This window comes from Nitrospiraceae bacterium (assembly GCA_020632595.1).
In the GTDB taxonomy this organism is placed as follows: Bacteria; Nitrospirota; Nitrospiria; order Nitrospirales; family UBA8639; genus Nitrospira_E.
Map to the genome: position 1 here is coordinate 1 of JACKFF010000002.1, position 24,579 is coordinate 24,579.

Genomic DNA, 24,579 nt, shown 5'->3' on the forward strand with positions numbered 1-24,579 from the left:
CCTTTCAAAATTTTACAGCCGGTGCAATTATCGTTAGGCTACGCTACAGAATTCGTTTAGCCTTTGTGCCCTCTTTAGGCATGATCTGAAAATGGGCTGTGTTGTGAGCAACTAAAGTCAATGGAGCGTTATCGTGGCTGTTCAATTTCCAGAGCTGAGTGATGAGTTAAGCCAATTTATTAGTGACCAAAAAGTATTTTTTGTGGCCACGGCTGCGCCGGATGGAAGAATCAATCTCTCCCCGAAGGGCCAGGATTCGCTTCGTGTGCTTAACTCTCGCGAGATACTCTGGATGAACTTGACCGGCAGCGGAAACGAAACGGCAGCCCATCTGGCCGAATTCAACCGAATAACCATGATGTGGTGTGCCTTTGACGGGCCGCCACGCATCCTTCGCGTTTACGGGACGGCCCAGGTCTTTCATCCGAGGGATGCTCGTTGGGCGGAGTTTTCGACTCAATTGCCTTCCACGACAGGAACGCGACAATACTTTTTGGTGTCTATCGAATTAGTCCAAACCTCCTGCGGATATGCCGTGCCTTTCATGAACTATGTTGAGGACCGTCGTGTGCTTTCAACGTGGGCTGAGAAGAAGGGCGAGGAAGGGATCTCGGAGTATTGGCAAAAGAGGAACCAGCTCAGTATCGACGGGAAGCCGACAGGGATTCTGGGATCGTAGTGGGGGAAGAGGACGCATGCTTCTCCGAAATTCAAATGAAAGATGAGTGAGAGTTTGCTCTATTATTTGGCCTATGGTTCGAACCTCCACCCTGTGCGGTTGCGGGAACGCGTGCCATCTGCCGAATTGGTTGATGTGGTTGAGTTGAAACACTATCGCCTAACTTTCCAGAAAAGGGGGCAGGATGGGTCGAGTAAGTGCAACCTGGCCCGCACGGGAGAAGCATCGGATGGAGTGTATGGAGCCATCTATCAAATTGATTCAGTCCATAAAGCAATTCTCGACCGTTTCGAGGGGAATGGTTATCATGATAGCCAACTCACGGTAGCATTCCATGGTCAAGAGTACTCCTGTCTTACCTACCTGGCTCGGCCATCCTACATTGAGAATAGCCTAAAGCCCTTTCATTGGTATAAGGAGCTGATTGTCCTGGGCGCCAGGCATTTACGGTTTCCCCATGCCTACGTTCGTTTCATCGAATCGATTGAATCGGTTGAAGATCCGGACGAGGAAAGACAGATCCACAATCAAAGGTTGATCGACCGAATCCTTCAATACTCCAACTCATAACTTAGGAAATTCGACGCCTGCCGTCCGGCCCCATGATCGGGCGCTCTTGTCCCTGACGGGCTTGTTTGAGCGCAGCGAGTTTGCCCGTCTCCCTGCTTCGCGACCGATCAATCCAATGAGGCCGGACGGGGCGTCCATGGTTTTGGGTCCTTTTGCCGAAACAAAAGGACCTCGGCTGCCGGGACGAAACCCGGCAATTTTTAGACAGCACGAAAAGTATTTCAAAACAATACAAGCTTTTTGCTGATGGTAGATCCTACGCTGTATTCTAAAGCCAACGAGACGTTGTCTATTGTGGACTCTTGGACATAGATGAAGGATGACCCTATGACTGATCTATCGAAACCACATCCTCGTGGTGACCAGACAATCATTGGCAAACTGTCCGGAAAATCGATCACCATCCCCGACGTGAATGTCCCGCCCATGCCTGCTCTGGCACCTCCCGGCGTGATTCACAATGGCATTAAAGCCGAAAACTTCGATGAGATCGACCCATCCACCGGATATCCCGATGTGCGGAGTTTTAGACGAAAGTTCGGGCTGATCATTCCTGCCACCAATACCAGCATGGAGCACGAACTGTGGAGCATCATTTTTAAGAATCAGGGACCGGACGGGTTACGTGGGGTCGGCCTTCACACCGCCACCGTCATGACGCCGAGGCCGAGATTGGAAACGGAAGAGGATTTGCGGGCGTATAAAAAACAGTTCCTGGGCGGTTTGAGAGCGGCGGTGGATGTGGCGTCGATGGCGGAGCCCCAATATATGATCATGGGCATGAGCCTGGAACATATCCTGGGCGGCATTGAAGCCATTCGAGCTCCGATGGAGGAGATTGAAGAATACTCCGGTCTTTCCTGGGCCACCTGGCATGATGCCGTTCACACGGCGCTGGGGAAGTTTGGCGCAAAGCGGATCGGCCTCCTGACGCCGTTCGACAAGAAAGGGAATGAGTCTGCGACACAGATGTTCGAAGACCTGGGATACGAAGTGGTGTCAAGCGTGGGGTTTTCCTGCGCGAACGCGCTGCATATCGCGCATGTTCCGGACCCGGCCAAGGAAAGGGCCATTCAGGAGTTGTTGGCGACTGAAGAACATGCATTGGACGCGGTCGTCCAGTGTGGCACGAACATGAGCTTGATCAATGTGACGGAGCAATTGGAGCCGGTGCTAGGGATTCCTATCCTGGGGATTAACGCAGTCACTTTTTGGTATGCGCTCCGGGAAAACGGGTTTGAAGGCCCGTTGGCGGGTGGGGGAAGATTGTTTCAGGAATTCTGATCCGGCCTTCAGCCGCATGACCATTCCCTGCAGCCCACGAGCAATCTGAGTGTTTGTGTCAGTCCCTAGTTTCATGAGCCACGCTTTCAATTGGAACCGAAGTGCCTAAGTCTGCCCCTCAGCCACGGATTCTATCTAGTTCTATAAAAACGTTGTTCCGAAAATAGTAGGGGTAAAAATCGAGGCTGATCGTTCTTAAGTTCCCCTCCTTTGTAAGGAGGGGCGGAGGGGAGGTAGCATCATCGCCTGGAAGTGGTGGTGGAAAACATCAATGCTGTTAGATATTTCAGAGACTCTACCCCACCTAGCCTCCCCTTACAGAGGGGGGGAATCACGAGGAAGCACCCTCTGGCAAATATCTCAGAGGGTAATGGGTGCACACACAGAAAGCTCGGAAGAACCATAAAAAAATACAGGGACAATCCTTAGGAGCGACTTATAGGAAAAGCTCCAGGATGTGTCCAACCCCACATTATGAATGCTGCTTGTCGGGCTTCGCAGAGGATAGAATTTTGGGATGGACGTGAAAGCGCTGCAGAGTCGAATTGAAGGCAAAGTGATGGTGGCAACCGACGCCGGGTACGAACAACTCAGGCGCTCGCTCATTTGGAATCAGCTGACGCCGAAGCGCTATCCGCAGGTGGTCGTGCAGGTGGCGAGTGAACAGGATGTCGTTGAGGCCGTCCGGTTTGCCCGCACGCAGAACATGAATATTGCCGTGCGTGGCGGGGGACATAGTTGGGTGGGATTCCCGCTGTGTAACGGGAGCCTGTTGATCGATCTTGGACGCCTCAATCAAATCTCGGTTGGTCACCAGACTCGCACGGCGTCGGTTCAACCGGCGGTCACCGGGCAGGCCCTCAACCAGCAGTTGGTCCCGCACGGGCTGGCCTTTCCTGTCGGGCATTGCCAGACCGTTCCCATGAGCGGCTATCTGCTGAATGGGGGGCTGGGCTGGAACTGGAACACATGGGGGCCGGCCTGCTTTAGTGTCGAGGCCGCCAATGTCGTGCTGGCTGATGGCAATCTCGTGATTGCCAATCAAGCGCAACACGCTGATCTGCTCTGGGCGATCCGCGGAGCGGGGCCTGGCTTCTTTGGCGTCGTCACACAATATCTTCTCAAGCTGTATCCGATGCCGCGTGCCATCATGACCAGTACCTACTTTTACCCGCTGGAATGCATTGAAGAAGTTGGCGCGTGGGCAGCGGGTGTTGCCGGACAGTTGCCGCAAAAAATAGAGCTGACGATTTTCTGTGCCCAGGCGCCCCCCGCTTTTGTCGAGCGGTGCCGGTCCGGCAACGGCCTTGTCTGTGTCTTGGCGGCGACGGGTTTTTTCGACACACCCGATGAAGCCGTCGCCACACTGAGTCTTCTGGAGACCTGCCCGGTTATTCCTAAATGTCTGGGAAAGGATGTGAATCAGCCCGCCACAATGGACGCCTTGCTCGACATGGGCGGCAGGTTCTGGCCGGAGCACCATCGCTGTCTGGCCGATACGCTGTGGTCAAACTCCTCACCGGGGCGACAACTGGCGGCTGTGCGCAATGCCTTCCTGCAGGCACCCTCACCGAAGTCACTCGCGCTGTGTGCATTTTCCACCGGATTGGAAGGCCGTCTGGCCGTGAGACCCGACGCGGCCTTTTCGATGACAGCCTCCACCTTACTCTTGAGCTATGCCATCTGGGAGCGGCCGGAGGATGACGAAGTGAATGCCGACTGGCATCGGGCGACTGTCGCGGCTCTGGACTCGTTTGCGGTGGGCCATTACGTGGGGGAGTCGGACATTGTCGCGGAACCGGGGCGTGCCGAGCGGTCATTCGCACCTGCCAACTGGCAACGGCTTCAGGCCCTCCGTCGTATCTACGATCCTGGAGGGTTTTTTTATCGTCACGACAGAGGAAGCTGACCACCAGGGTTCTGTCATAGTATTATCCTCCTGCCACTTAGTTGAGGTACAGGGTTATCCTACCATTCAGATGAGCGAATACGTTGCATTTCTCGAAGAGGTGTTCGCGCAATTTGGCCCGATTCATCCACGACGGATGTTCGGTGGCTATGGCCTGTTCCACAAAGGATTGATGTTCGGGCTGGTGGCGGATGATGTGTTGTATCTGAAAGCCGACGAGACCTTGGCTCCATTTTTTGAAGAACGGGGATTAGAGCCGTTCCAATACGAAAAACAGGGCAAGACGTTGAAGATGTCCTACTATATGGCCCCGGAGGAGATCTTTGAGGATCCTGCGGAGGCGAAAGGCTGGGCTAATCGATCATATGAGGCGGCCGTGCGTGCAAAAAAGCCGGTGAAGAAAGCAAAGCAGAGAAACTGATTGTCAGATGGACATCATGACCCGTAGAGCGGGAGAGATGACTGGCTCGGTCTTTATTGCCACAAGCCTGGATGGATTTATTGCCCGCGAGAACGGAGGGATCGACTGGCTTCCCGGGGTGGGAGAGGCCGGGACGGAGGATTACGGATATCACGAATTTATTGATTCCGTTGATGCGATTGTGATGGGGCGAAAATCCTATGAGATGGTATTATCCTTCGGCACCTGGCCCTATGGAAAAATGCCCGTGGTGGTTCTCAGCGGTGGAACCCTAGCTATTAGAAAGGACATCGCAAGTACGGTCGAGCCCATGCATGCCCCACCGCATGAGGTGGTGCAACGCCTGGCCGCGCGTGGATGGAAGCATCTCTATATTGACGGGGGCAAGACCATTCAAGGGTTCCTTCGCGAAGACCTGATTCACCGGATAATTATTACGACGGTTCCGATTCTTCTCGGGACAGGCATTCCGCTGTTCGGACCGCTTTCTCGCGAGATCCACTTGCAGCATCTTGAGACACGACCGTATGCGAATGGGTTGGTGCAAAGCCACTATGCGGTACGACGGCATGTTGTCGAATAGGAGACTGCTTCCGGGTGGGTTGCAGCCAGCCACTCACCAACTTGGTAGGATAGTTTTTTGCTGTCGGCCAAGGCGTGTAACATGTCATGCAAATATTTGACTCACACGAAGGACGCCTCATGCCATATGTGAATATTCAAGTGACGAAGGGTGTTTCCAGAGAGCAGAAGGCGGAATTGGTGAAAGACGTCACGGATTCCCTGGTTCGCGTGTTGGGGAAAAACCCCGACCACATCCATGTGGTGATTCAAGAGATTAATGAAGAAGACTGGGGATTTTCCGGAGTGCTGACGGATGAATGGAACACGCAACAGGGCCGATTGTCCTCGAGCGAATGACGATTGACGATTCGGGGGGTAGTGAAACCTATGAACCTTAGATTACGAAATGGTGGTCCTGCAGATGCAGAAACGTGCGGGTCGATTTGTTTTAACGCGTTTACGGCTATAGCCAAACGGCATAATTTCCCTCCTGATTTTCCCGCCCCGGAGATAGCCGTTCAATTGTTTTCCCACCTGTTCTCGCGTTCTGATATCCATTCCGTTTTGGCCGAAATGGACGGGCGGGTCATCGGGAGCAATTTCCTCTGGGAGCATACCGTCATTGCCGGGGTCGGTCCGATCACCGTGGACCCGGCGGTCCAAAACGGGACTGTGGGCAGACGTTTAATGGAGCATGTGGTGGAACGGGCGCGGGAGAACCATTTCGCCGGCATCCGGCTGGTGCAAGCGGCGTATCATAATCGGTCATTGTCTCTTTATACCAAACTGGGTTTCAACTCCCGTGAACCGCTTTCGACGATTCAAGGACCGGTTCTCGGAATCGGGATACCCGGTCATGACGTCCGTCCGGCGCTTGAAGGGGATATGCCGGACTGCAATCGGCTGTGTATTCAGGTCCATGGCCATGACCGGAAATCCGAGCTGCTGGACGCCATCAGACAACAGACGGCCACCGTGGTCGAATGTGAGGGCCGCATTACCGGATATGCCACCGTGGTTGGTTTTTTCGGCCATGCGGTCGCCAAGGACAATGAAGATCTGAAGGCGCTCATCGGGGCGGCTCCCGCTTTTCCGGGACCGGGTTTCCTGCTGCCCACACGCAATAGTGAGTTGCTGCGCTGGTGTTTGGAGAAAGGCCTGCGCGTGGTTCAGCCGATGACCTTGATGAGTATGGGGCTGTATAACCAACCGGATGGAGCATTTCTGCCTTCTGTGGTGTATTGAACGGCTTCTTTCCCTTCTGAGGGTGATCTGAACATGCTTTCCGTCGTGTCGGAGTCCATGTGAACGAAATCAGCCAATTCGTCTCCCAGTATGGGGGAATCATGCTGTTTGCCATCGTCTTCGCCGAGCAGGTCGGTCTTCCGATTCCGGCAATTCCGGTCTTGTTGGCGGCCGGTGCTCTGGCGGGTGCCGGGCAGATGGATCTGGGTGTCGCCATCGTTCTTTCTCTTGTCGGCTGTTTGGCCGGCGATGTGGTCTGGTACGAGGTGGGCCGGCGTCGAGGCCGGCAGGCTCTCAGTCTTCTCTGCCGCATTTCGTTGGAACCTGATTTTTGCGTGCGGCGGACCGAGAATTTTTTTACCCGTTACGGGATCCGCGCGCTGATTCTCGCCAAGTTCCTGCCGGGCTTGAGCACGCTGGCGCCGGCGATGGCCGGTCTTTTTGGAATCAGGTTCAGTCGTTTTCTCGGCTATGACGGACTGGGTGCCGGGCTCTGGGCTCTGACATTCATATTGCCGGGGTATGTCTTCAGCAACGAGATCGAAGCCATTGCCGCGCAACAGTCCCGCGCGGGCATGTACTTCCTGGTGGCACTGGGTATCGGCCTCGTGGCCTATATCGCCTTCAAGTTTGCCCACCGGCAATGGGTGTTGCGCGAGTTGCGAATGGCCCGCATTACCGTAGACGAGCTGAAAGGAATGATGGACAACGGCCAGGAGGTGTTTGTGTTGGATCTGCGCGGGCCGTTGGATCACGAAGCAGACCCTTACACCATTCCAGGCGCTCTGCGCATGACCGCGGATGAATTAGAACTGCGGCATGGCGATATCCCGCGACAGAGTGACATCATTTTATTCTGTGCCTGCCCGAACGAGGCGACGGCTGCCATGATGGCGTTAATGTTGCGGAGACGGGGAATCAGGAAAGTGCGGCCCCTGGCTGGCGGCCTCGACGCCTGGCGCGAACGGGACTTTCCGCTTGAAGCCATATCGGCCCCCGTCGCCACTGATCTTGTTGCCGGGTGAGTCTGGTTGTCCTGATGATTGAGACGTTATGAAGGAGAGAAGCCTGCAGCGTGATAAATGGTTCTCTTTTCCGATTCATGCACCGCCATGAATAATGCGGACTAGAAGAAAACAGTATGGTCGTCCCTGACTTTACCGCTATGCTGCTGCCTCGCTGCTCTCAAACCGGGATCCGGCCGACGACATCGGCATCCGCCATCTCTTTGCGCAGATGCTCTTTTTGAACTGACGGGTTTTGCTTATCTGCTCAACTGCAAACACAGAACATTCCATTCACATGGTTCTTCGAATTGTCTCGGGAGGGCAAACTGGCGCTGATCGCGCAGCCCTTGATTTCGCATTGCACTTAGGAATCGAGTGTGGCGGATGGGTTCCGAAAGGGCGGATGGCGGAAGACGGCGTCATTCCCGCACATTACCCGAACCTTGTCGAGACAGACTCCGACGATCCGAATATCCGGACTGAGCTCAATGTGCGGGACGCCGACGCGACGATACTGATTACCCGTGGGGCACCGACAGGAGGATCGGCATTCACGGTTGCAGTCGCCATGCGTCTGGGCAAGCCTATTCTTCATGTCGATCTCCTTCGAAAATCGATGGACCAGGTTGTGCCGGAGGTCTGCCGATGGATGCAAGATCTTCACCCGGCAATCCTGAATGTGGCTGGCCCCAGAGCGAGCGACGATCCTGCCATCTATGATCTCACCAAAGTGCTGCTGGAAGAAGCTATCCTTCCCGGGGACAGAAATCGCTAAGGGGATACTGGCTTTATCTTGTGAGTTGCGCCGATGACGGTCAGTGCCCTGGCTTCTGGGAATGCCTTTCATTTCCTCTGAATCGCCAATCGGGATGAGGCTCGAAGATTTCCGGGTGGTCAGTCCGGTGTAAACGTTCTTGTCTTTGCAATGGGTGACGAACCCATCTTCACCTTTTCCTTTCGGGTCTGTTGAAAAAAGCCGCCAGCGGCGTTCTCGCCATTTTCCCGTGCTCACGTACTCAGCGTACGCTCCGCGCGTAAAAACGGCTGCGGCCTTGCTGGACGGACCCTTCGAGAAGACTCAGGGCATGGTTTTTTGAACCGACCCGGAGCCTTTGATGAGAAATCTAATCCTGGGCAATTTTGCCCTTGAACATCCTTATTATTCAACACTCCCCTTTCACAAGTCCCTCAGTCCTTCAGTTCCTTCTGCTCAGGTGGCGTTAATTTGTTTGAAACAGCTTAGGCACACTTTTGTGTTTCATTCTGTGACACTGGGATTCTCGGAAAAAGGAAATTTCCCTGGTCTTAAATGAAAACAAGAGGTTCCGGCCATGAAAAACAAGAGAATTTTCTTAATGATGCCCTTTGGCATAGACCTTGAGTTACTCAAACTACGTCCATTCAATTCTTATGGGAAAAAAACACAGGATCTGTATCCTTTCTTGTCATCATGCACTGGATCATCACCAGACTTGATCGGAGAGAACATTATGAAAAACCGGCAGAATCACTTCATGGTGGCTTGGGTATTCCTCTTTGTGTTTTTAACGGCCCTGGCAGGGTGTTCCAGTAGCAGGACGAAGGTCTCTCCCAATGTTCATTTCCAGGAAGTTGGTGAGGAGCAGGCGGAAAAGGACATTGTCGCCTGTGAAAAACTCGCTGACGACCAGGTCCCTCACTCCAATGCCGGAGAACACGTTGCCGGGCAAACGGCCACTGGCGCGGCCATCGGGGCTGCCGGCGGTGCAGTAATAGGGCTTCTAACCGGCGATGCAGGAATTGGAGCAGCTTTTGGCGCTGCTGCTGGAGCGGCACAGGGATTTGTACGAGGGCTCTTTGGAGCAGCCAGTTCCGAACCAAATCCCGCGTATCAAAATTTTGTGAACCGATGCCTTAAGGAGGCAGGATACGAACCAACCGGATAGCCTTGAATAGCTGGAAATCTTTGAGATGTTGCTGGTTGCCTGCTGCAATCAATTCTTCAGTCTGTAAAATAGGAGGTCAGGAGTTGGAATGTTCTCTTTCATGAATGATTCTGTAAAGTTTTCCGAAACATTCCCGTCTTAGATGACTTTCCAAATCACATTCTACAGGAAGACGACTTTCTTTTCGCTCTCTAAAACGTGCGGTTTTGATGAGGCTCGAACGCGCCTCATCCTCCCGTCGATAGGTTGTCTTCTATTTTTTCATCTTGTCCTCTGGCTGAACCAAAGCCGGAGGACGTTGGGAGACCAAATCGGCATAAAAATCCTTGCCTTCGTGATTGATGACGATGAAGGCCGGAAAATCTTCCACTTCAATTTTCCACACCGCTTCCATCCCGAGATCTTCGAATTCCAGAACCTCCACTTTTTTAATGCTATGCTCGGCCAGCCGTGCGGCGGGGCCGCCGATGGATCCCAGATAAAATCCGCCGTACTTTCCACAGGCCTCGCGCACTTGCTTGGAACGGTTACCTTTGGCCAGCATGACCATGCTGCCGCCAGCTTCCTGAAACTGATCGACGTACGAATCCATCCGTCCGGCCGTGGTGGGGCCGAACGATCCCGATGCATGGCCTTGTGGTTTTTTTGCTGGTCCGGCGTAATAGACCACATGATCTTTCAGGTATTGGGGCAATCCATTTCCAGCATCTAATTGTTCTTTGAGTCGGGCGTGCGCGATATCCCGTGCCACGACGATGGGGCCGGTGAGGGAGAGACGAGTGGCCACGGGATGCTTGCGCAACTCAGCCAGAATTTCCGACATCGGCCGGTTGAGGTCGATCTTGACAACATGCCCTTCCAGATCTTCGTCTGTCACATCTGGAAGGTATTTGGCTGGATTGGTTTCAAGCTGTTCCAGAAAGACCCCCTCCTTGGTGATTTTTCCGAGGATTTGTCGATCGGCTGAACAGGAGACGCCCAAACCGACCGGACAGGAGGCCCCATGTCGTGGCAAGCGGATGACTCGGACATCGTGGGCGAAGTATTTTCCGCCGAATTGGGCGCCGATCCCGGTTTCGGCGCAGAGTTGAAGAATGTGTTTCTCCAGGTCGAGGTCTCGAAAGGCACGCCCCTGGGTGTTGCCTGAGGTGGGCAAATCATCCAGGTAATGACAACTGGCCAGTTTCACGGTTTTTAATGTGAATTCTGCGGATAGTCCACCCACGACAAAGGCCAGATGATAAGGCGGGCAGGCCGAGGTGCCCAGGGTGCGGATTTTTTCCGCCACAAACGCGAGCAGGGACTTGGGATTTAGGAGAGCTTTGGTCTCTTGATAGAGAAAGGTTTTGTTCGCGGAGCCGCCGCCCTTGGCAATGAATAAAAAATGATACTCCGATCCGGGTTTGGCGTAGAGGTCGATTTGTGCAGGAAGATTCGTCCCGGTATTTTTTTCGGTGTACATGTCGAGTGGCGCCATTTGAGAATACCGCAGGTTACGCGTGTTGTAGGCTTCGAAGATACCGCGGGAAAGGGCTTCGGCATCATCACCGGTGGTGAGAACATGTTGCCCTTTGTACCCCATGGCAATGGCTGTTCCGGTATCCTGACAGCCTGGGAGCACGCGGGCGGACGAAATGTTGGCATTTTTGAGCAGTTCTAACGCGACAAACCGGTCATTCTCAGAGGCCTCGGGGTCTTCCAGGATTTTGGCTAGCTGCGCAAGGTGGCTTGGTCGCAACAAGTGGGCAATGTCATCCATGGCTTCTCTCGCCAGAAGTGTGAGAGCCTTGGGTTGGATCTTGAGGAGTTCCCGGCCGTCACAGGTCGTGGTGGAGACATAGTCCGACGTGAGTTTTCGATAGCTGGTCATATCTGCTTGATGTTCAAATATTGCCTGGTACTGGAATTCGCCCATGTTTCTCGTTCCCCTTTTCGTCTATGACCTTAAAGATCTGATGATTGGTCCCAATGGCTGTCCGGTCTGCTTGCGATCTCGTGTTCATTTGAATCTCAATTGTGCGTTTTCTTCCATTGAAACTTCAAGTGAGTCTCGAGTTTTTGGTCTCCCGGACTTTAGAGGATTTCTCCGCGATTTTGAAAGGGACCTGTGAGAGTCACAGCCTGCAGTCATCCCGGTGGCGCGTTGTCTGGAGCAGGTCCTTCCATTTTTCTCCGTACGTTTTTTTTGAAAGGAAGGTGACATCGTATGAATTTTCTTTTAATGTAGCAGGCTGCTGGAAGTCTTCACGATCATAATGGAGTGTCGTTGCCCATGAAAGTCTTGATGTTCACCAATGAATTTCCCCCTTACACCTATGGTGGCGCCGGGGCGCACGTGGAGTATTTGAGTCGGGAATTATCACATCTTCTTCCCATCGAAGTCCGCTGTTTTGGTGACCAACGCCTGGAACAAGGCAATCTGAAGGTGCATGGGATTCCCTTAGGAGACACTCCGTTTACGGCTCCCAAACCCTTGCATTCCGTTCTTGGCGCGGTGCAGCGCTCCTGGCAAATGAATGCCGAAGGGGTGGGCGCGGATCTGATTCATTGCCATACCTGGTATACCCATTTGGGTGGCATTCTGGCCAAGCTCAATTACGGGATTCCGCTGGTCATCACCACGCATTCATTGGAGCCCCTCCGGCCATGGAAACGGGAGCAATTAGCCGGCGGGTATGATTTTTCTCTGTGGGTTGAGAAAACAGCCCTCGAAATGGCCGATGCCATTATTGCCGTTTCCGAAGGCACCAAGAAAGACATTCTCAAATTGTTTCAGGTTCCCGAAGAGCGGGTTCATGTCATTCATAACGGCATCGACCTTCAAGAATTTCGAAATGTCCAAAGCCAGGAGGTGTTAACCCGATATGGAATTCCTGCCGGACAACCCTATGTGTTGTTTGTAGGGAGAATGACCCGGCAGAAGGGTATTACCTATTTGATTCAGGCTCTCTCTTATTTAGATGAGGAGTTTCCTGTGGTGTTGTGCGCCAGCTCCCCTGATACGCCGGCCATGGCCGCTGAAATGAAAGAGGCGCTCGACCAGATTTCAGCCCATCGAAAGCATATTTATTGGATACCCGATATCCTCGACAAGCCGAGTCTCATTGAGTTGTATTCTCATGCCGGGGTTTTTTGTTGTCCGTCCATTTATGAACCGTTCGGGATCATTAATTTAGAGGCCATGGCTTGTGAGGTGCCTGTGGTGGCTTCTGCTGTCGGTGGCATTCCTGAGGTCGTTGTGGAGGATGAGACGGGATTTTTGGTGCCGGTTGACCAATTGGAGGAAGCTCCCTTCAGTCCGAAAGATCCTGAGCGGTTTGCACAGGACTTGGCCGATCGGTTGAATCAACTCATGCGAGACCCTGAATTGCGGGCGCCCATGGGGAAAGCCGGGAGACGGCGGGCGGAAGAACTTTTTGGCTGGGACAAAATTGCTAAACGCACGAAGGCGCTGTATGAAACCGTTCTTGGGGAGAGCTAGGGCGTGGGGCGGTATGGCGGATTCGGATGGAAGAGCATAGAACGGGGCCTAGTGGAGGGAGTAGAACAGGGAGTCCGGGTGAATGGGCATTCCACGTGCACGCGTGGGGGCGTGAACCCGGGTCTCTTACCCGGGATCGTGGCCGGTTTGAAACATGGCCTCAAGGCGCTGCACTTCCTCTTTGCGGCGGTGACGTTCTTCCACCAGCATGGAGATCACGGAATTCCAAAAGGAGACTTCAGCCTGTGACCCGTCGGTTAATCGTTGGTCTCGCCATTCCGTCGCAAATCGGGTATACACTCGAATTTCGCAATCGTTAAAACTTCTGAGCGATTCAAGCAGTTCGTCTTCAGCATGCATAAGTCAACTGGCCTTCCTCAAGTTGGAGATGAAAATAATGATTATTAGTCACAGCGCGCATGAGAATGTGTATCGGCCGTTCTTTACGCGTTCCTTAGTGTAAGAGGAATTCTTGGGAGGAATTTTCTCGATGAAAAACATGTCATCCAGTGTGTGCGCCTGCTCCCGGTGGATCGGGCTTGGTGTGTTGTGTGTCATGGTGTGGGGTTGCGGGGAAGATCCTCGACAATTATTTGAAACGGCCCAGTTTGAGGAGCAACAGCATAATCGCGCCCATGCTCAAGAATTATATGAACGGGTTATTCAACAACATCCTGAGAGTGAATTTGCTGAAAAAGCCCGGAAGCGATTAGAGGCCTGGAAGACAGAGAATCCGGAAGAGGGAACGTGATATGTGTGAACCGTTCAGGGGTTGTGTTCCGGATCCACGCCGGTTCGATACATATATTCTAATCGCTTAATATCCTGGTCCCGCCGCAATCGTTCATCAATACACAGGTTCACGACGGCATTCCAAAAGCCTGCTTCGGCCATGGCGCCGGCTTCCATCCGTTGATCGCGAAATTCGCTGGAGAAACAGGTATAGCGCTGCAAATCACTATCGTCGAATTCCCGAAGGAAATTCGGTAAATCTTCCGAATGAGGCATGGGTTCGTGGCGATGGCTCATGATGGAATCTCTTATGGAAAACATATCGGAGCGGGCCCCCTGAACTCTTGAGGTTTTCGGGAGAATTTCTTGAGAAACCCGATGGGGATTCTGCCATCGACACAGGCTGTCTGGTGGAGTATTTGTTCATTGTGTACCATTCCTGAGCGTTAGTTTCTGCGAGAAGAAGATGCCTCGAATCCACGACAAAATTATGGAAATCCCACCGAAGGAGGCAAGCCGAGGGGGTTTACCGGACGTCCCGGAAAAAAGCAGGAGAAAATGTGGGTAGCCCAAATTCCACATGCAGGATAATCAGGAGGACGCGAATAAAACTTCGCCATATCCCCATTTTGACAAATTTCCGGGAATCGGTGATGACCGTCAACGGCAAAAGACGGGGAGTCGTTTTCCTCAGAAGGGTCTGTCCAAACACGACATCTTCCAGAACGGCTTGCATAGGGAATCCTCCCAATTGGGCGAACAGGCCCTGCCTCACAAATAAGGCCTGATCCCCATAGATGATATGTGAATGTGTGCATCGGAGATTATCCAACCAGGAAATCATCCGTAATCGCCAATCCTTTCCAGAGAAGCGATGGCGGAATCCGCCTGCTTGAGAGGAAGGGTCTGAGGCAAGATGGTGTAATTGCTGGAAGGCCCCGCGAGGGAGTTGGGTGTCTGCATGGAGAAACAGGAGCCAATCATCGGCAGAGGCCTGCTGCTGGATCACAAATCGGGCGCCTGCATTCATTTGTGATGCGCGTCCTTTGGGGGCGGTACACCAAGAAATTTGAGAGGTCTGCCGGAGGACTTCAAGAGTGCGGTCGGTACTTCCTCCATCCACGACGATGACCTGGTAGGGTGTTGATTGCGACAACACGGAGCTGATGGTGTGCGGTAATGCCTTCTCTTCATTGTAGGTGGGAATGATGACCCAAATCATAAGACTATTCTGCGCGCCCCGTTTACCGGTCCATGTGATGACCAATCGGTAGTGAGGAGCTAGCCTGAGAATGTTCTTTTAACCATACGGGAAGGCCGCGTTGAAAGTCTTTCCAATATTCGTGAGGATCTTCCTGAATGCAATGGAAGGAGTCCTGTGCCGAAAACAAAAGCGCTTTTCCCAATTCCAAATATGCGGGGGCTAATTCCCTTAGGTGGTCAATGGATGTGCAACCGTCGTCCAACATCCTCTGCAATGTGCGAAGTCCAAAACCGTGATGGGCCTCTTCCTGTTGGAGGAGTATTTGGCGTAATTTTCGAAATGGGGCGCCTCGTTTAAGAAGACCCGTTTCCAGCCTTTGCAAAATAGCTTGCCCTAACCCCTCCAGAATAATTTGTTCCGCCAGAAGAGATTCCGCAACGTCCCCCTGTGTCAGGGCGGTCATGATGAGCCGGCGGTACTGCTTCATCTGGTGAGGAATGACAAGAGACTGCGGGCTCCGTGGAACCAGCCATCGGATCGCCCATTGAAAGACCACAGCATGTCGTCCCTCCTGCTTGGCCTGGCCGGCGAGAAAACGTTGCAGACTTGGCTCCCTTACCAAGGTGGCCTGCGCTTTCGCACAATCGTGGGCCAATTGTTCGCCCAGAACCATAAATTGGAGTAATTCCGCCAGGTGGGCGTGCTCGCCATATTTCACCAACATGCCGACATTTTCTCCAAACTATTGAGCCCTGCAACATTTAGCCGGACAAAAGCGTTCTGTCCAGAGTTTTCCACTTGGATCAGGCAACGTTTCTTCACTTAGGCAGTCTCCGAGGGGTATTGGATGTTACAGCTCATCAGCAAAATTTCATCGAAAAAGAAGGCCTAGGATGAAATGAGACGGGAATGGACCACCAGAATTTTTATGTAGGGGGGAGAGGAGGGAATCCATTGAGGCTCCAGTCATAGTCGAGAAATTCAATGGTATACGTGTTCCGGCGGATTTCGTTCGCGAGCTCAGGATCTGTGACGAATTGTGCGACATAGCCCAGCAATGAACCTGAATGATTGATGAAATCCTCGGAAAACCAATCGAAGATTTTTGACAGATAGGCGATGTGGCGTTGCCGGTCGAACCGGTTGCGTGTGGGATCGTTCAAAAACTGTCGGGCACTTGCCGTGAGTTGTTGATCGAGTGACTCCGGAGTGTAGGCGGCCGATTGAAGTTTTGGACAGGATTGTGAGGCACAGACAATAGCAAAATGTATCCGGGGTTCTTTGAAGTCGGGAATCAAAATGTGCTGTTCCAGGTCATACAAATTCAACAATTCCCCTCCCACCTGGTATGTCCGGCCGATAAAAAACGTGTATCGCCCGGTCAGCGAGGTTGGAGCATACCCATCAATGATGCCTTTGATGGCAAAAGCATTATAGGCATTAATCCAAAAGGCCAGACGATGGTTGGGAGTCGAAAGTTGCTGGGGGGCGATATGTTGAAGGAGCTGAAGGTAACGAGTCAAGTGTGGATCGTGAGCGAGCTGGGGGTAGTCCACCACGCCGTTCTTTACATGAGCCATGAGTGCTTGATGAAAGTTTTCATGGTTGAAAATCTCCGGAGAAATGGGATGAGAAGGAGTAAAGGTTTTGGGGATAGTCGAGCAGCCCATGGAAAAGACGAAGGAGATGAAAAGAATGAGGGGCAATCTCCCCTGGCTGGAAAATCCCGTGATCCATTGCATAATGTTGGCAGGGTCCGGTTTTTAGATTATTGAAACGATTACCTCTTGCAATCCCGACGCTCCGTCGGGAAATGGCGGATCTTCCTGCGACGATTGTTGTTCCCCTGTTCCATCAGTCGCTCGAGCCAAAATGTGGCAGTCACCGGGTTTTTGCGGTTCCCATGGATAACTCCACATAACCCATGAGTAGGCAGAAAGTGACGGGGCCAGGGTCGCGGCCGCCCAGGATGCCCCTCCGTCGGTGCTGATGTCCACCTGCCGAATCCCCCGGGATCCGGCAAAAGCAAAGCCCTGCATGGTGAATAGGTTTTTGGCGGGCAAGGTATCTCCGGTTTGCGGATCCGTGATCCAGGACTTGGTTTTGACGATGGCCTCATCCGACCAGTCTTTACGTTGATAATAGCCTTTGTAATCCGAGGGCACGAGCTCGATTCCCGTGAGCCACTGGACATGCTTCATGCCGTAATGCCCAGGTACAATCATTCTGGCTGGAAATCCATGTCCCAAAGGCAGGGGCACCCCGTTCATGCGATAGGCAACCATGATGTCATCCATCATGGCCCGTTCCATGGGGAGGCTGTCGGAGTATCCATCGGCGGCGTGAAAGACCACGTCTTGAGTGTGTGAGGTGACCCTGGCCTTATCCAAGAGCGCTTTGAGCCGGACTCCCTGCCATTCAGCCGTGCCGATCGCTTCTCCCGCGACCCCATTGCCGACACATTCCAACGTGACGATTTCTGTGATCGCCGGTTGGGCGAGCAGGTCCCGGTAGGTAAGGGTAAACGGGGATATGACCGTTCCTCGAATTGTCAGCGCCCATCGATCAGCAGGTACAAAGGGAGGAGTACGGTAAGACGTGATATAAAATTCATCATTGGAGGTGATGGGACTTGTGGTGCGTTTGGTGGAACCAAATAGTTGGCTCCACATGCCGGCCCCGGCCGAATGGGTGGCCAAGAATAAGGGAGCCACGGCCAGGGTCCCGCCTAATTGCAGGAACCGGCGGCGGGACATCAATGTCTGGGTGAAGTTTCCCATGTTGGAAATATGGTCTCTTTTTAAATGAAGACGTTACAGTGAAGTCGTGCCGGAAAGATGTTCGAGGTTGATTGGTCCGGTCTGAACAGTGCGAAGGGTCGGGTAATGCGTTCAGGGATTAATGGGGTTGGTTTCTCGAAAAAGCTTCATGGTGCCGGCAATCTATCGGAGAGCAAGGGCCTGCTCGGGGAACTATGGTGAGGAGACGAAACAAAGAAGGCCGATTCCGGATTTCCCTGCTCGCTGTTCCAATGCAAACCGAACATGGTCTGTGAGACAATGAAATCCGGTTCGCGCCTGGGGTTTTTTGAAGGAGATTATCGAAGGAGCAGACGATGAAAGGGCACCGAAAAAAACGATCCAGTAAATCCGGACTGCCGCCCGGGACACCGGTGCATATTGGTGAGCAGAAACTCGAGGAGATGTCCCTGACGGCGTTGACCTACTCAGAGCAGGCATTTCACGAAATTCGAACCCATCGAGTGGAAGAGGTCCTGCCGCTGGCAAACACTGCAGAACATGTCTGGATCACCGTTCAGGGCATCCACCACATCGAAGGGCTTCAGCAATTGGGTGCAGCCTTCGGACTGCATCCTTTGGTCATGGAAGATATCGTCAATACCCATCAGCGACCAAAAATTGAAGACTATGGCGAGTATCTATTTTTAGTCATGAAGGCCGTGTCGAGGAGTGACCCTGCTCAGTCACTTATGGTTGAACAGATCAGCCTGATTGTGGGAAAGAATTTTGTGTTGTGTTTCCTCGAAGGGAAGGACGACCCTTTTGGCGATCTCCGGGGACGTCTGCGCAATGAGAAAGGCCGTTTGCGAAAAATGGGGTGTGATTATCTCACTTATGCCCATCTTGACACGATCGTGGATCAATACTTTCCTTTATTGGAACAGTTGGGTGAGGATATTGAACAGCTTGAAGAACGACTTATCACGCAGGCAGATCGGGAAGCGCTGAGGAGGTTGCATTCCTTTAAACATGAGATGATTCTCCTTCGTCGAGCTATTTGGCCGCTTCGGGAGGTGCTCAGTCATTTGGAACGAGGCGACTCAACGCTGATTCATTCGTCCACGCATATTTATCTTCGGGATGTGTACGATCACGCCATCCAGTTGATCGAGACCACCGAAACCTATCGTGATATGCTGGCGGGAATGATGGATATTTATCTCACCAGTTTAAGTAATAGGCTGAATGAAACCATGAAGGTGCTGACCGTGATCGCGACCATTTTTATTCCATTGACGTTTATCGTGGGGATCTATGGGATGAATTTTGAAGTGATGCCGGAATTGGAGTGGCCCTGGGGCTATCCGCTTGTGATGAGCCTCATGCTCGTTCTTGCGATCGGCATGTTGTGGGCTTTTCGAAAGAAGCATTGGATTTAAGAGCCGGGGACAGACGCCCTATACCCGAACGGTTTGGGAAAAGGCATGAATGACAATCACGCCGGCGATGATCAATCCCATTCCAATGACTGCCGGCGTGTCTGGAATTTCCCGAAAAGCGACTGCACCTACGAGCGCCAGGAGAACGATGCCGACCCCCGACCAAATAGCATAGGCAATGCCGACCGTCATACTTCTCAACACGAGACTTAACAGAAAAAATGCCGCGAAATATCCAATGACCACTAAAAGGCTTGGGCCTAATTTGGTGAAACCGTCGGCGGCCTTGAGTGAACTGGTTGCAATCACTTCTGCCACAATAGCCATAAACAAATACAAATAGGTCATCGTCACAATCCTTTCAATGTCTGCAAGAGGCTTTCTTCCATCAACCGACTTAGCCTGCGAAAATTTTTCCGGCTTGGTAGCCTAACGAAAATGCTGGTGAAACACTATATGGAGCAAACCGTCGAGTGTCGTCAATCAGAAATGTGGAACAGAAGTCCAAATCCCCAGGAAAAACACGTTGCCCATAAAATGTCAATTGCGATAAGGAAGATCTATAATACGATCGCTGGTGCGGTCCCTGAGGATGAGGAGAACTAATAATGGACATTCATAGGCATTCAAAGGTGTTCACGATCCTGGGTATTATGGCTCTGACCGGAATGGGTATGCCCTTCCCGAATCAGGCTTTGGCAGAGTCCGTCCTACTTCAAGAGGGATTAGGGAGACATCACTTTCCGATATCCTCCAATGGAGCGATGGCACAACGGTACTTTGATCAGGGACTCATCTTGTCCTTTGGGTTTAATCATGCCGAAGCAGCCAGGTCTTTCCAGGAAGCTCAAAGACGCGATTCAAACTGCGCCATGTGTTATTGGGGTGAGGCGTTGGTGCTCGGTCCGAATATCAATGCGCCGATGGATCTGTCGGTCGTTCCTCAGGCCTTCTCGGCACTGGAAAAGGCGGTCGCGCTGAAAGACCAGGCCACCGAAAAAGAGGCCGCGCTCATTCAGGCGCTGGCGATGCGCTACTCCAAAAAGGTGATGACCGATCGGTCCCCACTCGACGTGGCCTATGCCGAAGCGATGCGCACTGTCGCACAGCAGTTTCCCGACGACCCGACCATTGGGGCTTTATTCGCTGAAGCGCTGATGGACCTGCATCCCTGGGATTTTTGGAGTAGGGGTGGAGATCCTAAACCCTGGACACCGGAAATTGTATCGAAGTTGGAGTCCGTGTTAGACCAATCTGCCAGTCATCCGTTAGCCAATCATCTCTACATTCATATCATGGAAGCCTCGTCGCATCCCGAGAAGGCTCTTCCCAGTGCGGAACGATTACCAGCCCTTGTCCCTGGCTCAGGACATCTCGTGCATATGCCTGCGCATATCTATATTCGTGTGGGGCGGTACCGAGATGCCGTCTTGGCCAATCAACATGCTGTTAAAGTTGATGAGCACTATTTGAAGCATGCTCACGAGAAAAGTCTGTATACAGCGGCCTATGTTCCCCACAATTCACATTTCCTCTGGGCAGCGGCGATTAAGCTCGGGCAACAGCAATTGGCGATGCAGGCGGCTCTCGATACTGCGGCCTCGGTCAAGCCTGAGATGATGCGCGCTCCCGGCATCGCCGGTACCATCCAACATTTTTGGATTATTCCCCTCTACACCAACATTGCCTTCGGGCAGTGGTCCAACATTCTCGCCGAGCCCCCGCCCCCGGTAGATTTACGGTATCCCACCGCTATCTGGCATTATGCCCGTGGATTAGCATTGGTGCGTCAAGGGAAACTGGAGGCTGCCCAACAGGAATCCATGAAACTCGCGGAGATTGCCCGTGACCCTGCGGTGGCGAAACTGACGATTCTTGATCTGAATAATATTGCCGAAATTCTGGCCATTGCGGAGGCGGTTCTGAGAGGAGAAATGGCGACAGGTCACGGAAATTATGAGGAGGCGGTTCGACAGTTGCAGCGTGCCGTCGAACTTGAAGACGGATTGAATTATACGGAACCGAAAGATTGGTATCTCCCATCGCGCCAGGTGTTGGGTGCGGTGCTCCTGGAGGCCGGGAACGTTGTCGAAGCTGAGCGCATATTTCGAGAAGATCTCCAGGATCATCCTCAAAACGGGTGGGCGCTTTTTGGATTGGAACAGAGTTTACGCGCCCAGGGCAAAACCGATGCAGCTGACAGCGTTCTTCAGTCGTTCCGCCAGGTATGGAGCGATGCCGATGTGACCTTGACGGCTGCCCGTTTTTGAGTTCTTCAGTCTGGGGGCAGGGGTTAGCGTTGTCCGGATTGTGTCGCCTTTTTCGAATTTCAGGTAAGTGTGGCTTTTTAGTATGTGTACCCTCCCTTGATTGTGGTAATTCGGAAGAGGACCGGTATCCGCACCGGCTGTGTGAGCCGCCGGGTGATTGTTCCGAACCGGAATCCGGCTTGAAAAAAGATTCTTCATTGGAAGACTCGTGTTTTCCTTCTTGCATCATGGGGCATAGGCAGGAAATGCTTCAGCCTTCATGGCTCCAGTGCTTTCTGCGGCATCGTGAAAGTTTTCTTCGTCGTCCCCATCTGTTTATTTAAGTTTCTTCTTTCACACTCCGACAACAGTTCAATAAGATCATTCGTAGCGGTAGCGGGGCATCAAGCTCCGTGAGTTGTGGCTCCCTTCCACGCTGTCGGTAGGGGATTTTACATCGCTGCATAACCTGGTCCACGGAGTACACCTTGAGTCGACGATCTATCGGCATTCCTTGTACGACTGTTCCAAAATCCACACAGGGAAATGGTCTATCCCGGCTCCAGGAAATTGCCGACCGGCGATCAATTCCCGGAGTATTGCTTTTCTCGGGATCCGGGGACGTTCTGTTTATGAATGCCGAAGCAGAGACCTTAAGTCGCCAAATCATGGGAGATGCCTATGATGCCGAGGCGCGAGGTGTCTGGCCTGCCGATGTCTTGGAGTTATGTGAATCCCTTCGGACACTATTAGCCAATCCCGAGAACCAGTTGGTGGAGGGCCAGCATGAGTTGAGACGAGTGACAGGTGATGTGAAATCGCCTGTATTACTCAGGGGTTTTCCATTGGCGGCCCATACCGAAAAAGATGAAGCCTGTATGCTTATCATTATGGAGAAAATCGGACGTGAACGGCGGATGGTGTCTACCCAGGCTAAGGAGCAGTATCGGTTGACCAGTCGGGAAGTAGAAATTGTGAAATATATCAGTGAGGGATGGACCAATAAGGAAATTGCTCGACATTTGGAGATTAGTGAACATACGGTCAAAGAACATGTTCGCCATCTTCTCAAGAAAACGAAAACCACTACTCGAACGGGCATCCTTGCCCAAATCTTTCAGGATACTTAACGGATCCAGGCGTTTGCCCGGCTGTCCCTTCTCTCTTTTTCCCTTCTATCCTGCCATCATGTCGCAATCCGGTTGACTGTTCATCTGCAGTGCCTGCCTATTTTTTCCTGTTGGTTCCTTGTGTCGGATAAAAGTATGGATCCGTCATACGAAATTTCTATCGGGGAAACCCTTGATTGTGACTATCAGGCTAAGGATAATTCTCTGGTTTGTGTTTGGCGGATCTTGAAATTTTCTGAGGTTGCTCATTTCTCTCTCTTCCCTCAATGTGCCCGATACGCTCAAACTTGATGAGCCGGGGCTGGTTCGGGCACTTCAATCTGGTGATGACCAGGTGTTCGCGGCTGTGATGAATTGGTATTCCGGTTCGTTATTGCGGTTAGCCATGTCCTATGTCCCAAGCCGGGCTGTAGCCGAAGAAGTCGTCCAGGAAACCTGGATGGGGGTATTTGAAGGCATTCATCGGTTTGAGAGCCGGTCATCCTTTAAAACCTGGCTTTTCCGGATTTTGACGAATCGGGCCAAAACACGAGGAATACGAGAGAGTCGCTATGAGCCGTCCGGGCTGAGCACGGCTTCTCCGGATGCCGATGAGGGGCCTTCTTTGGAAGAATCGCTTTTCGTGGCAGAAGGGTCCAGAATGGGGCATTGGAAAGATCCACCTCACGACTGGGAACCGGATACGCCTGAACGGGTATTATTGTCAAAGGAATGCCGAGCAGCTATTAAAACCGCAATTGAAAACTTGCCGGCTATGCAGCGGCAGGTGATGACTTTGCGTGATATCGAGGGTGTCAGCTCTGAAGAAGTCTGTAACATCCTTGAAATCAGTGAGACCAATCAACGTGTGCTGTTACATCGGGCGCGCACCAGAGTACGCCGCGAGCTTAATCCCTATGTTCACGGAAAGAACACCTAAAGACAATGGATACAAATCTGAAATACAAACTTACGCGGTATTTGGTGGGAAATTTTTCCTGCCAGGAAATATCCCAACTCATCACCGATTACCTGGATGGGGCGCTGACTTTTACGGAGCGAATTCGATTTCAAATGCATTTGGGCCTGTGTTTTGCCTGCCGTAATTATTTACGTCAGATGAAATATACCATTGCGACTTTGCGCCAATTGCCTCCTGAACCCGTTCCCCAACATGTGAAAGATGAGCTGCTTGAGCGGTTTCGAGCCTGGAAACAGCGTTCCCCTCAGTCTTCCGTCAACTCTGAAACCGATTGATTTATTTCAGTGATGACCTGTGGACCTCTTCTCTCTTTCCACCCGATGTGGTAAACAGGACTTCAAATTTTCCGATTGTACTCATTCACGCCAACTCATCGGTCTTAATTAGCCTAAAGGAGTGGATCATGGCCTTGAAAGATTCGACGATGCTCCCGCTGGGGACACCCTTGCCTCACTTTGACCTACCGGATGTTCGGACTGGTCATATGGTGTCCCATGAAAGTTTTGTCGGCAAACAGGCCATTTTGGTGATGTGTATTTGTCGACATTGCCCTTATGTCGTTCATGTGCAAGAGGAATTAGCCAAACTCGGTCGAGATTATCAAAGGAAAAATGTTGGCATTGTGGCGATCAGTAGTAATGATTCGAAACGTTACCCTCAGGATTCTCCTGCAAGACTGAAGGAAATGGCGGAGGAATTGGATTTTCGTTTTCCCTATTGTTATGACGAATCTCAAAAGGTGGCGAAGGCCTTGACTGCGGCTTGTACGCCGGATTTTTTTGTGTTTAATGAAGAAGGCAAACTGGTGTATCGGGGACAATTGGATGATAGCCGACCGGGAAACGGGAAGCCCGTGACCGGCCGGGATTTACGAATGGCGCTGGAGGCCGTTCTGAATAAGAAACCTGTTTCCGTGGTGCAAAAGCCGAGTGCGGGCTGCAGTATTAAATGGAAGCCCGGGAATGAGCCGGATTACTGATATGTCATGCGCGAGGAGGGGACAATTGATGCGTGAGAAGTAAAGTGTAACAATTCCCT

At 52.2% G+C, this 24,579-nt stretch carries 27 protein-coding genes; 19 read left to right on the forward strand and 8 right to left on the reverse strand.

What is annotated here, in order from left to right; translation table 11 throughout:
- Positions 1-133: 133 nt before the first annotated feature.
- From H6750_05190 to H6750_05240, 11 genes are all read left to right on the forward strand, one after another.
- Positions 134-679, forward strand: a complete 546-nt coding sequence (locus H6750_05190) for a pyridoxamine 5'-phosphate oxidase family protein (protein MCB9773703.1) — start codon at positions 134-136, stop codon at positions 677-679.
- Positions 680-721: 42 nt separating this feature from the next.
- Positions 722-1,249 carry a gamma-glutamylcyclotransferase gene (locus H6750_05195; GenBank protein ID MCB9773704.1) on the forward strand — a complete coding sequence of 176 codons (528 nt, stop codon included), beginning with the start codon at positions 722-724 and terminating at the stop codon, positions 1,247-1,249.
- Positions 1,250-1,576: 327 nt separating this feature from the next.
- Positions 1,577-2,533 carry a hypothetical protein gene (locus H6750_05200; GenBank protein ID MCB9773705.1) on the forward strand — a complete coding sequence of 319 codons (957 nt, stop codon included), beginning with the start codon at positions 1,577-1,579 and terminating at the stop codon, positions 2,531-2,533.
- A gap of 652 nt (positions 2,534-3,185) precedes the next feature.
- Positions 3,186-4,442: an FAD-binding oxidoreductase gene (locus H6750_05205; GenBank protein ID MCB9773706.1), complete on the forward strand. Its 1,257-nt coding sequence runs from the start codon at positions 3,186-3,188 to the stop codon at positions 4,440-4,442.
- A gap of 70 nt (positions 4,443-4,512) precedes the next feature.
- Positions 4,513-4,863, forward strand: a complete 351-nt coding sequence (locus H6750_05210; protein MCB9773707.1) for a TfoX/Sxy family protein — start codon at positions 4,513-4,515, stop codon at positions 4,861-4,863.
- Between the two features lie 37 nt (positions 4,864-4,900).
- Positions 4,901-5,446, forward strand: a complete 546-nt coding sequence (locus H6750_05215) for a dihydrofolate reductase family protein (protein ID MCB9773708.1) — start codon at positions 4,901-4,903, stop codon at positions 5,444-5,446.
- Between the two features lie 119 nt (positions 5,447-5,565).
- Positions 5,566-5,784, forward strand: a complete 219-nt coding sequence (locus tag H6750_05220; GenBank protein ID MCB9773709.1) for a 4-oxalocrotonate tautomerase family protein — start codon at positions 5,566-5,568, stop codon at positions 5,782-5,784.
- Positions 5,785-5,814: 30 nt separating this feature from the next.
- Positions 5,815-6,672, forward strand: a complete 858-nt coding sequence (locus H6750_05225; protein MCB9773710.1) for a GNAT family N-acetyltransferase — start codon at positions 5,815-5,817, stop codon at positions 6,670-6,672.
- Positions 6,673-6,731: 59 nt separating this feature from the next.
- On the forward strand, positions 6,732-7,697 hold the full coding sequence (locus H6750_05230; GenBank protein MCB9773711.1) for a VTT domain-containing protein: 966 nt from the start codon (positions 6,732-6,734) through the stop codon (positions 7,695-7,697).
- 277 nt (positions 7,698-7,974) lie between these two features.
- A complete protein-coding gene (locus H6750_05235; protein ID MCB9773712.1) occupies positions 7,975-8,454 on the forward strand; it encodes a putative molybdenum carrier protein in 480 nt (159 codons plus the stop codon).
- 739 nt (positions 8,455-9,193) lie between these two features.
- Positions 9,194-9,604, forward strand: coding sequence for a hypothetical protein (locus H6750_05240; protein MCB9773713.1), 411 nt, complete (start codon positions 9,194-9,196; stop codon positions 9,602-9,604).
- A gap of 253 nt (positions 9,605-9,857) precedes the next feature.
- On the opposite strand, the gene H6750_05245 is transcribed toward H6750_05240, so the two are convergent.
- On the reverse strand, positions 9,858-11,519 hold the full coding sequence (locus H6750_05245) for a fumarate hydratase (GenBank protein MCB9773714.1): 1,662 nt from the start codon (positions 11,517-11,519) through the stop codon (positions 9,858-9,860).
- A 357-nt stretch (positions 11,520-11,876) separates the two neighbouring features.
- Between H6750_05245 and glgA the strand changes: the two genes are divergently transcribed.
- Complete coding sequence (gene glgA, locus H6750_05250) at positions 11,877-13,085, forward strand: glycogen synthase (protein MCB9773715.1); 1,209 nt, start codon at positions 11,877-11,879, stop codon at positions 13,083-13,085.
- 126 nt (positions 13,086-13,211) lie between these two features.
- On the opposite strand, the gene H6750_05255 is transcribed toward glgA, so the two are convergent.
- Positions 13,212-13,445: a hypothetical protein gene (locus tag H6750_05255; protein ID MCB9773716.1), complete on the reverse strand. Its 234-nt coding sequence runs from the start codon at positions 13,443-13,445 to the stop codon at positions 13,212-13,214.
- Between the two features lie 196 nt (positions 13,446-13,641).
- Between H6750_05255 and H6750_05260 the strand changes: the two genes are divergently transcribed.
- Positions 13,642-13,836, forward strand: a complete 195-nt coding sequence (locus H6750_05260) for a hypothetical protein (protein MCB9773717.1) — start codon at positions 13,642-13,644, stop codon at positions 13,834-13,836.
- Between the two features lie 14 nt (positions 13,837-13,850).
- On the opposite strand, the gene H6750_05265 is transcribed toward H6750_05260, so the two are convergent.
- From H6750_05265 to H6750_05285, 5 genes are all read right to left on the reverse strand, one after another.
- Complete coding sequence (locus H6750_05265; protein MCB9773718.1) at positions 13,851-14,114, reverse strand: hypothetical protein; 264 nt, start codon at positions 14,112-14,114, stop codon at positions 13,851-13,853.
- 229 nt (positions 14,115-14,343) lie between these two features.
- The gene (locus tag H6750_05270; GenBank protein MCB9773719.1) at positions 14,344-15,039 is read right to left on the reverse strand and encodes a TIGR04283 family arsenosugar biosynthesis glycosyltransferase; all 696 of its coding nucleotides are present in this window, start codon (positions 15,037-15,039) and stop codon (positions 14,344-14,346) included.
- Between the two features lie 22 nt (positions 15,040-15,061).
- Positions 15,062-15,745 (reverse strand): hypothetical protein, encoded by a 684-nt coding sequence (locus tag H6750_05275; GenBank protein MCB9773720.1) that lies wholly within the window; start codon positions 15,743-15,745, stop codon positions 15,062-15,064.
- Positions 15,746-15,947: 202 nt separating this feature from the next.
- Positions 15,948-16,763 (reverse strand): DUF547 domain-containing protein, encoded by an 816-nt coding sequence (locus tag H6750_05280; GenBank protein ID MCB9773721.1) that lies wholly within the window; start codon positions 16,761-16,763, stop codon positions 15,948-15,950.
- 21 nt (positions 16,764-16,784) lie between these two features.
- Positions 16,785-17,801 (reverse strand): molybdopterin-dependent oxidoreductase, encoded by a 1,017-nt coding sequence (locus H6750_05285; protein ID MCB9773722.1) that lies wholly within the window; start codon positions 17,799-17,801, stop codon positions 16,785-16,787.
- Between the two features lie 335 nt (positions 17,802-18,136).
- On the opposite strand from H6750_05285, the gene corA reads away from it, so the two are divergent.
- Positions 18,137-19,201, forward strand: a complete 1,065-nt coding sequence (gene corA / locus H6750_05290; GenBank protein ID MCB9773723.1) for a magnesium/cobalt transporter CorA — start codon at positions 18,137-18,139, stop codon at positions 19,199-19,201.
- Between the two features lie 18 nt (positions 19,202-19,219).
- On the opposite strand, the gene H6750_05295 is transcribed toward corA, so the two are convergent.
- Positions 19,220-19,549 (reverse strand): multidrug efflux SMR transporter, encoded by a 330-nt coding sequence (locus tag H6750_05295; protein MCB9773724.1) that lies wholly within the window; start codon positions 19,547-19,549, stop codon positions 19,220-19,222.
- A 305-nt stretch (positions 19,550-19,854) separates the two neighbouring features.
- Between H6750_05295 and H6750_05300 the strand changes: the two genes are divergently transcribed.
- The 5 genes from H6750_05300 to H6750_05320 all read left to right on the forward strand — a co-directional run bounded on the left by H6750_05300 (position 19,855) and on the right by H6750_05320 (position 24,520).
- Positions 19,855-21,471 (forward strand): hypothetical protein, encoded by a 1,617-nt coding sequence (locus H6750_05300; protein ID MCB9773725.1) that lies wholly within the window; start codon positions 19,855-19,857, stop codon positions 21,469-21,471.
- 611 nt (positions 21,472-22,082) lie between these two features.
- The gene (locus H6750_05305; GenBank protein MCB9773726.1) at positions 22,083-22,580 is read left to right on the forward strand and encodes a response regulator transcription factor; all 498 of its coding nucleotides are present in this window, start codon (positions 22,083-22,085) and stop codon (positions 22,578-22,580) included.
- A 349-nt stretch (positions 22,581-22,929) separates the two neighbouring features.
- Complete coding sequence (locus H6750_05310; protein MCB9773727.1) at positions 22,930-23,499, forward strand: sigma-70 family RNA polymerase sigma factor; 570 nt, start codon at positions 22,930-22,932, stop codon at positions 23,497-23,499.
- 5 nt (positions 23,500-23,504) lie between these two features.
- Positions 23,505-23,816, forward strand: coding sequence for a zf-HC2 domain-containing protein (locus tag H6750_05315; GenBank protein MCB9773728.1), 312 nt, complete (start codon positions 23,505-23,507; stop codon positions 23,814-23,816).
- Between the two features lie 128 nt (positions 23,817-23,944).
- Entirely contained in the window at positions 23,945-24,520 is a 576-nt protein-coding gene (locus H6750_05320) for a thioredoxin family protein (protein ID MCB9773729.1), read from the forward strand.
- The last annotated feature ends 59 nt before the right edge of the window (positions 24,521-24,579 follow it).

What these genes read in the sequence shown, in the direction of transcription:
- H6750_05225 (MCB9773710.1), top strand. Translation starts at nt 5,815, where the DNA reads ATGAACCTTAGATTACGAAATGGTGGTCCTGCAGATGCAGAAACGTGC.
- H6750_05260 (MCB9773717.1), top strand. Translation starts at nt 13,642, where the DNA reads ATGGTGTGGGGTTGCGGGGAAGATCCTCGACAATTATTTGAAACGGCC.
- H6750_05210 (MCB9773707.1), top strand. Translation starts at nt 4,513, where the DNA reads ATGAGCGAATACGTTGCATTTCTCGAAGAGGTGTTCGCGCAATTTGGC.
- corA (MCB9773723.1), top strand. Translation starts at nt 18,137, where the DNA reads ATGAAAGGGCACCGAAAAAAACGATCCAGTAAATCCGGACTGCCGCCC.
- H6750_05295 (MCB9773724.1), bottom strand. Translation starts at nt 19,549, where the DNA reads ATGACCTATTTGTATTTGTTTATGGCTATTGTGGCAGAAGTGATTGCA.
- H6750_05235 (MCB9773712.1), top strand. Translation starts at nt 7,975, where the DNA reads ATGGTTCTTCGAATTGTCTCGGGAGGGCAAACTGGCGCTGATCGCGCA.
- H6750_05200 (MCB9773705.1), top strand. Translation starts at nt 1,577, where the DNA reads ATGACTGATCTATCGAAACCACATCCTCGTGGTGACCAGACAATCATT.
- H6750_05240 (MCB9773713.1), top strand. Translation starts at nt 9,194, where the DNA reads ATGGTGGCTTGGGTATTCCTCTTTGTGTTTTTAACGGCCCTGGCAGGG.
- glgA (MCB9773715.1), top strand. Translation starts at nt 11,877, where the DNA reads ATGAAAGTCTTGATGTTCACCAATGAATTTCCCCCTTACACCTATGGT.
- H6750_05275 (MCB9773720.1), bottom strand. Translation starts at nt 15,745, where the DNA reads ATGTTGGTGAAATATGGCGAGCACGCCCACCTGGCGGAATTACTCCAA.
- H6750_05280 (MCB9773721.1), bottom strand. Translation starts at nt 16,763, where the DNA reads ATGCAATGGATCACGGGATTTTCCAGCCAGGGGAGATTGCCCCTCATT.
- H6750_05255 (MCB9773716.1), bottom strand. Translation starts at nt 13,445, where the DNA reads ATGCATGCTGAAGACGAACTGCTTGAATCGCTCAGAAGTTTTAACGAT.
- H6750_05285 (MCB9773722.1), bottom strand. Translation starts at nt 17,801, where the DNA reads ATGGGAAACTTCACCCAGACATTGATGTCCCGCCGCCGGTTCCTGCAA.
- H6750_05195 (MCB9773704.1), top strand. Translation starts at nt 722, where the DNA reads ATGAGTGAGAGTTTGCTCTATTATTTGGCCTATGGTTCGAACCTCCAC.
- H6750_05320 (MCB9773729.1), top strand. Translation starts at nt 23,945, where the DNA reads ATGGCCTTGAAAGATTCGACGATGCTCCCGCTGGGGACACCCTTGCCT.
- H6750_05305 (MCB9773726.1), top strand. Translation starts at nt 22,083, where the DNA reads ATGAATGCCGAAGCAGAGACCTTAAGTCGCCAAATCATGGGAGATGCC.
- H6750_05215 (MCB9773708.1), top strand. Translation starts at nt 4,901, where the DNA reads ATGACTGGCTCGGTCTTTATTGCCACAAGCCTGGATGGATTTATTGCC.
- H6750_05315 (MCB9773728.1), top strand. Translation starts at nt 23,505, where the DNA reads ATGGATACAAATCTGAAATACAAACTTACGCGGTATTTGGTGGGAAAT.
- H6750_05300 (MCB9773725.1), top strand. Translation starts at nt 19,855, where the DNA reads ATGGCTCTGACCGGAATGGGTATGCCCTTCCCGAATCAGGCTTTGGCA.
- H6750_05270 (MCB9773719.1), bottom strand. Translation starts at nt 15,039, where the DNA reads ATGATTTGGGTCATCATTCCCACCTACAATGAAGAGAAGGCATTACCG.
- H6750_05265 (MCB9773718.1), bottom strand. Translation starts at nt 14,114, where the DNA reads ATGAGCCATCGCCACGAACCCATGCCTCATTCGGAAGATTTACCGAAT.
- H6750_05245 (MCB9773714.1), bottom strand. Translation starts at nt 11,519, where the DNA reads ATGGGCGAATTCCAGTACCAGGCAATATTTGAACATCAAGCAGATATG.
- H6750_05220 (MCB9773709.1), top strand. Translation starts at nt 5,566, where the DNA reads ATGCCATATGTGAATATTCAAGTGACGAAGGGTGTTTCCAGAGAGCAG.
- H6750_05310 (MCB9773727.1), top strand. Translation starts at nt 22,930, where the DNA reads ATGAATTGGTATTCCGGTTCGTTATTGCGGTTAGCCATGTCCTATGTC.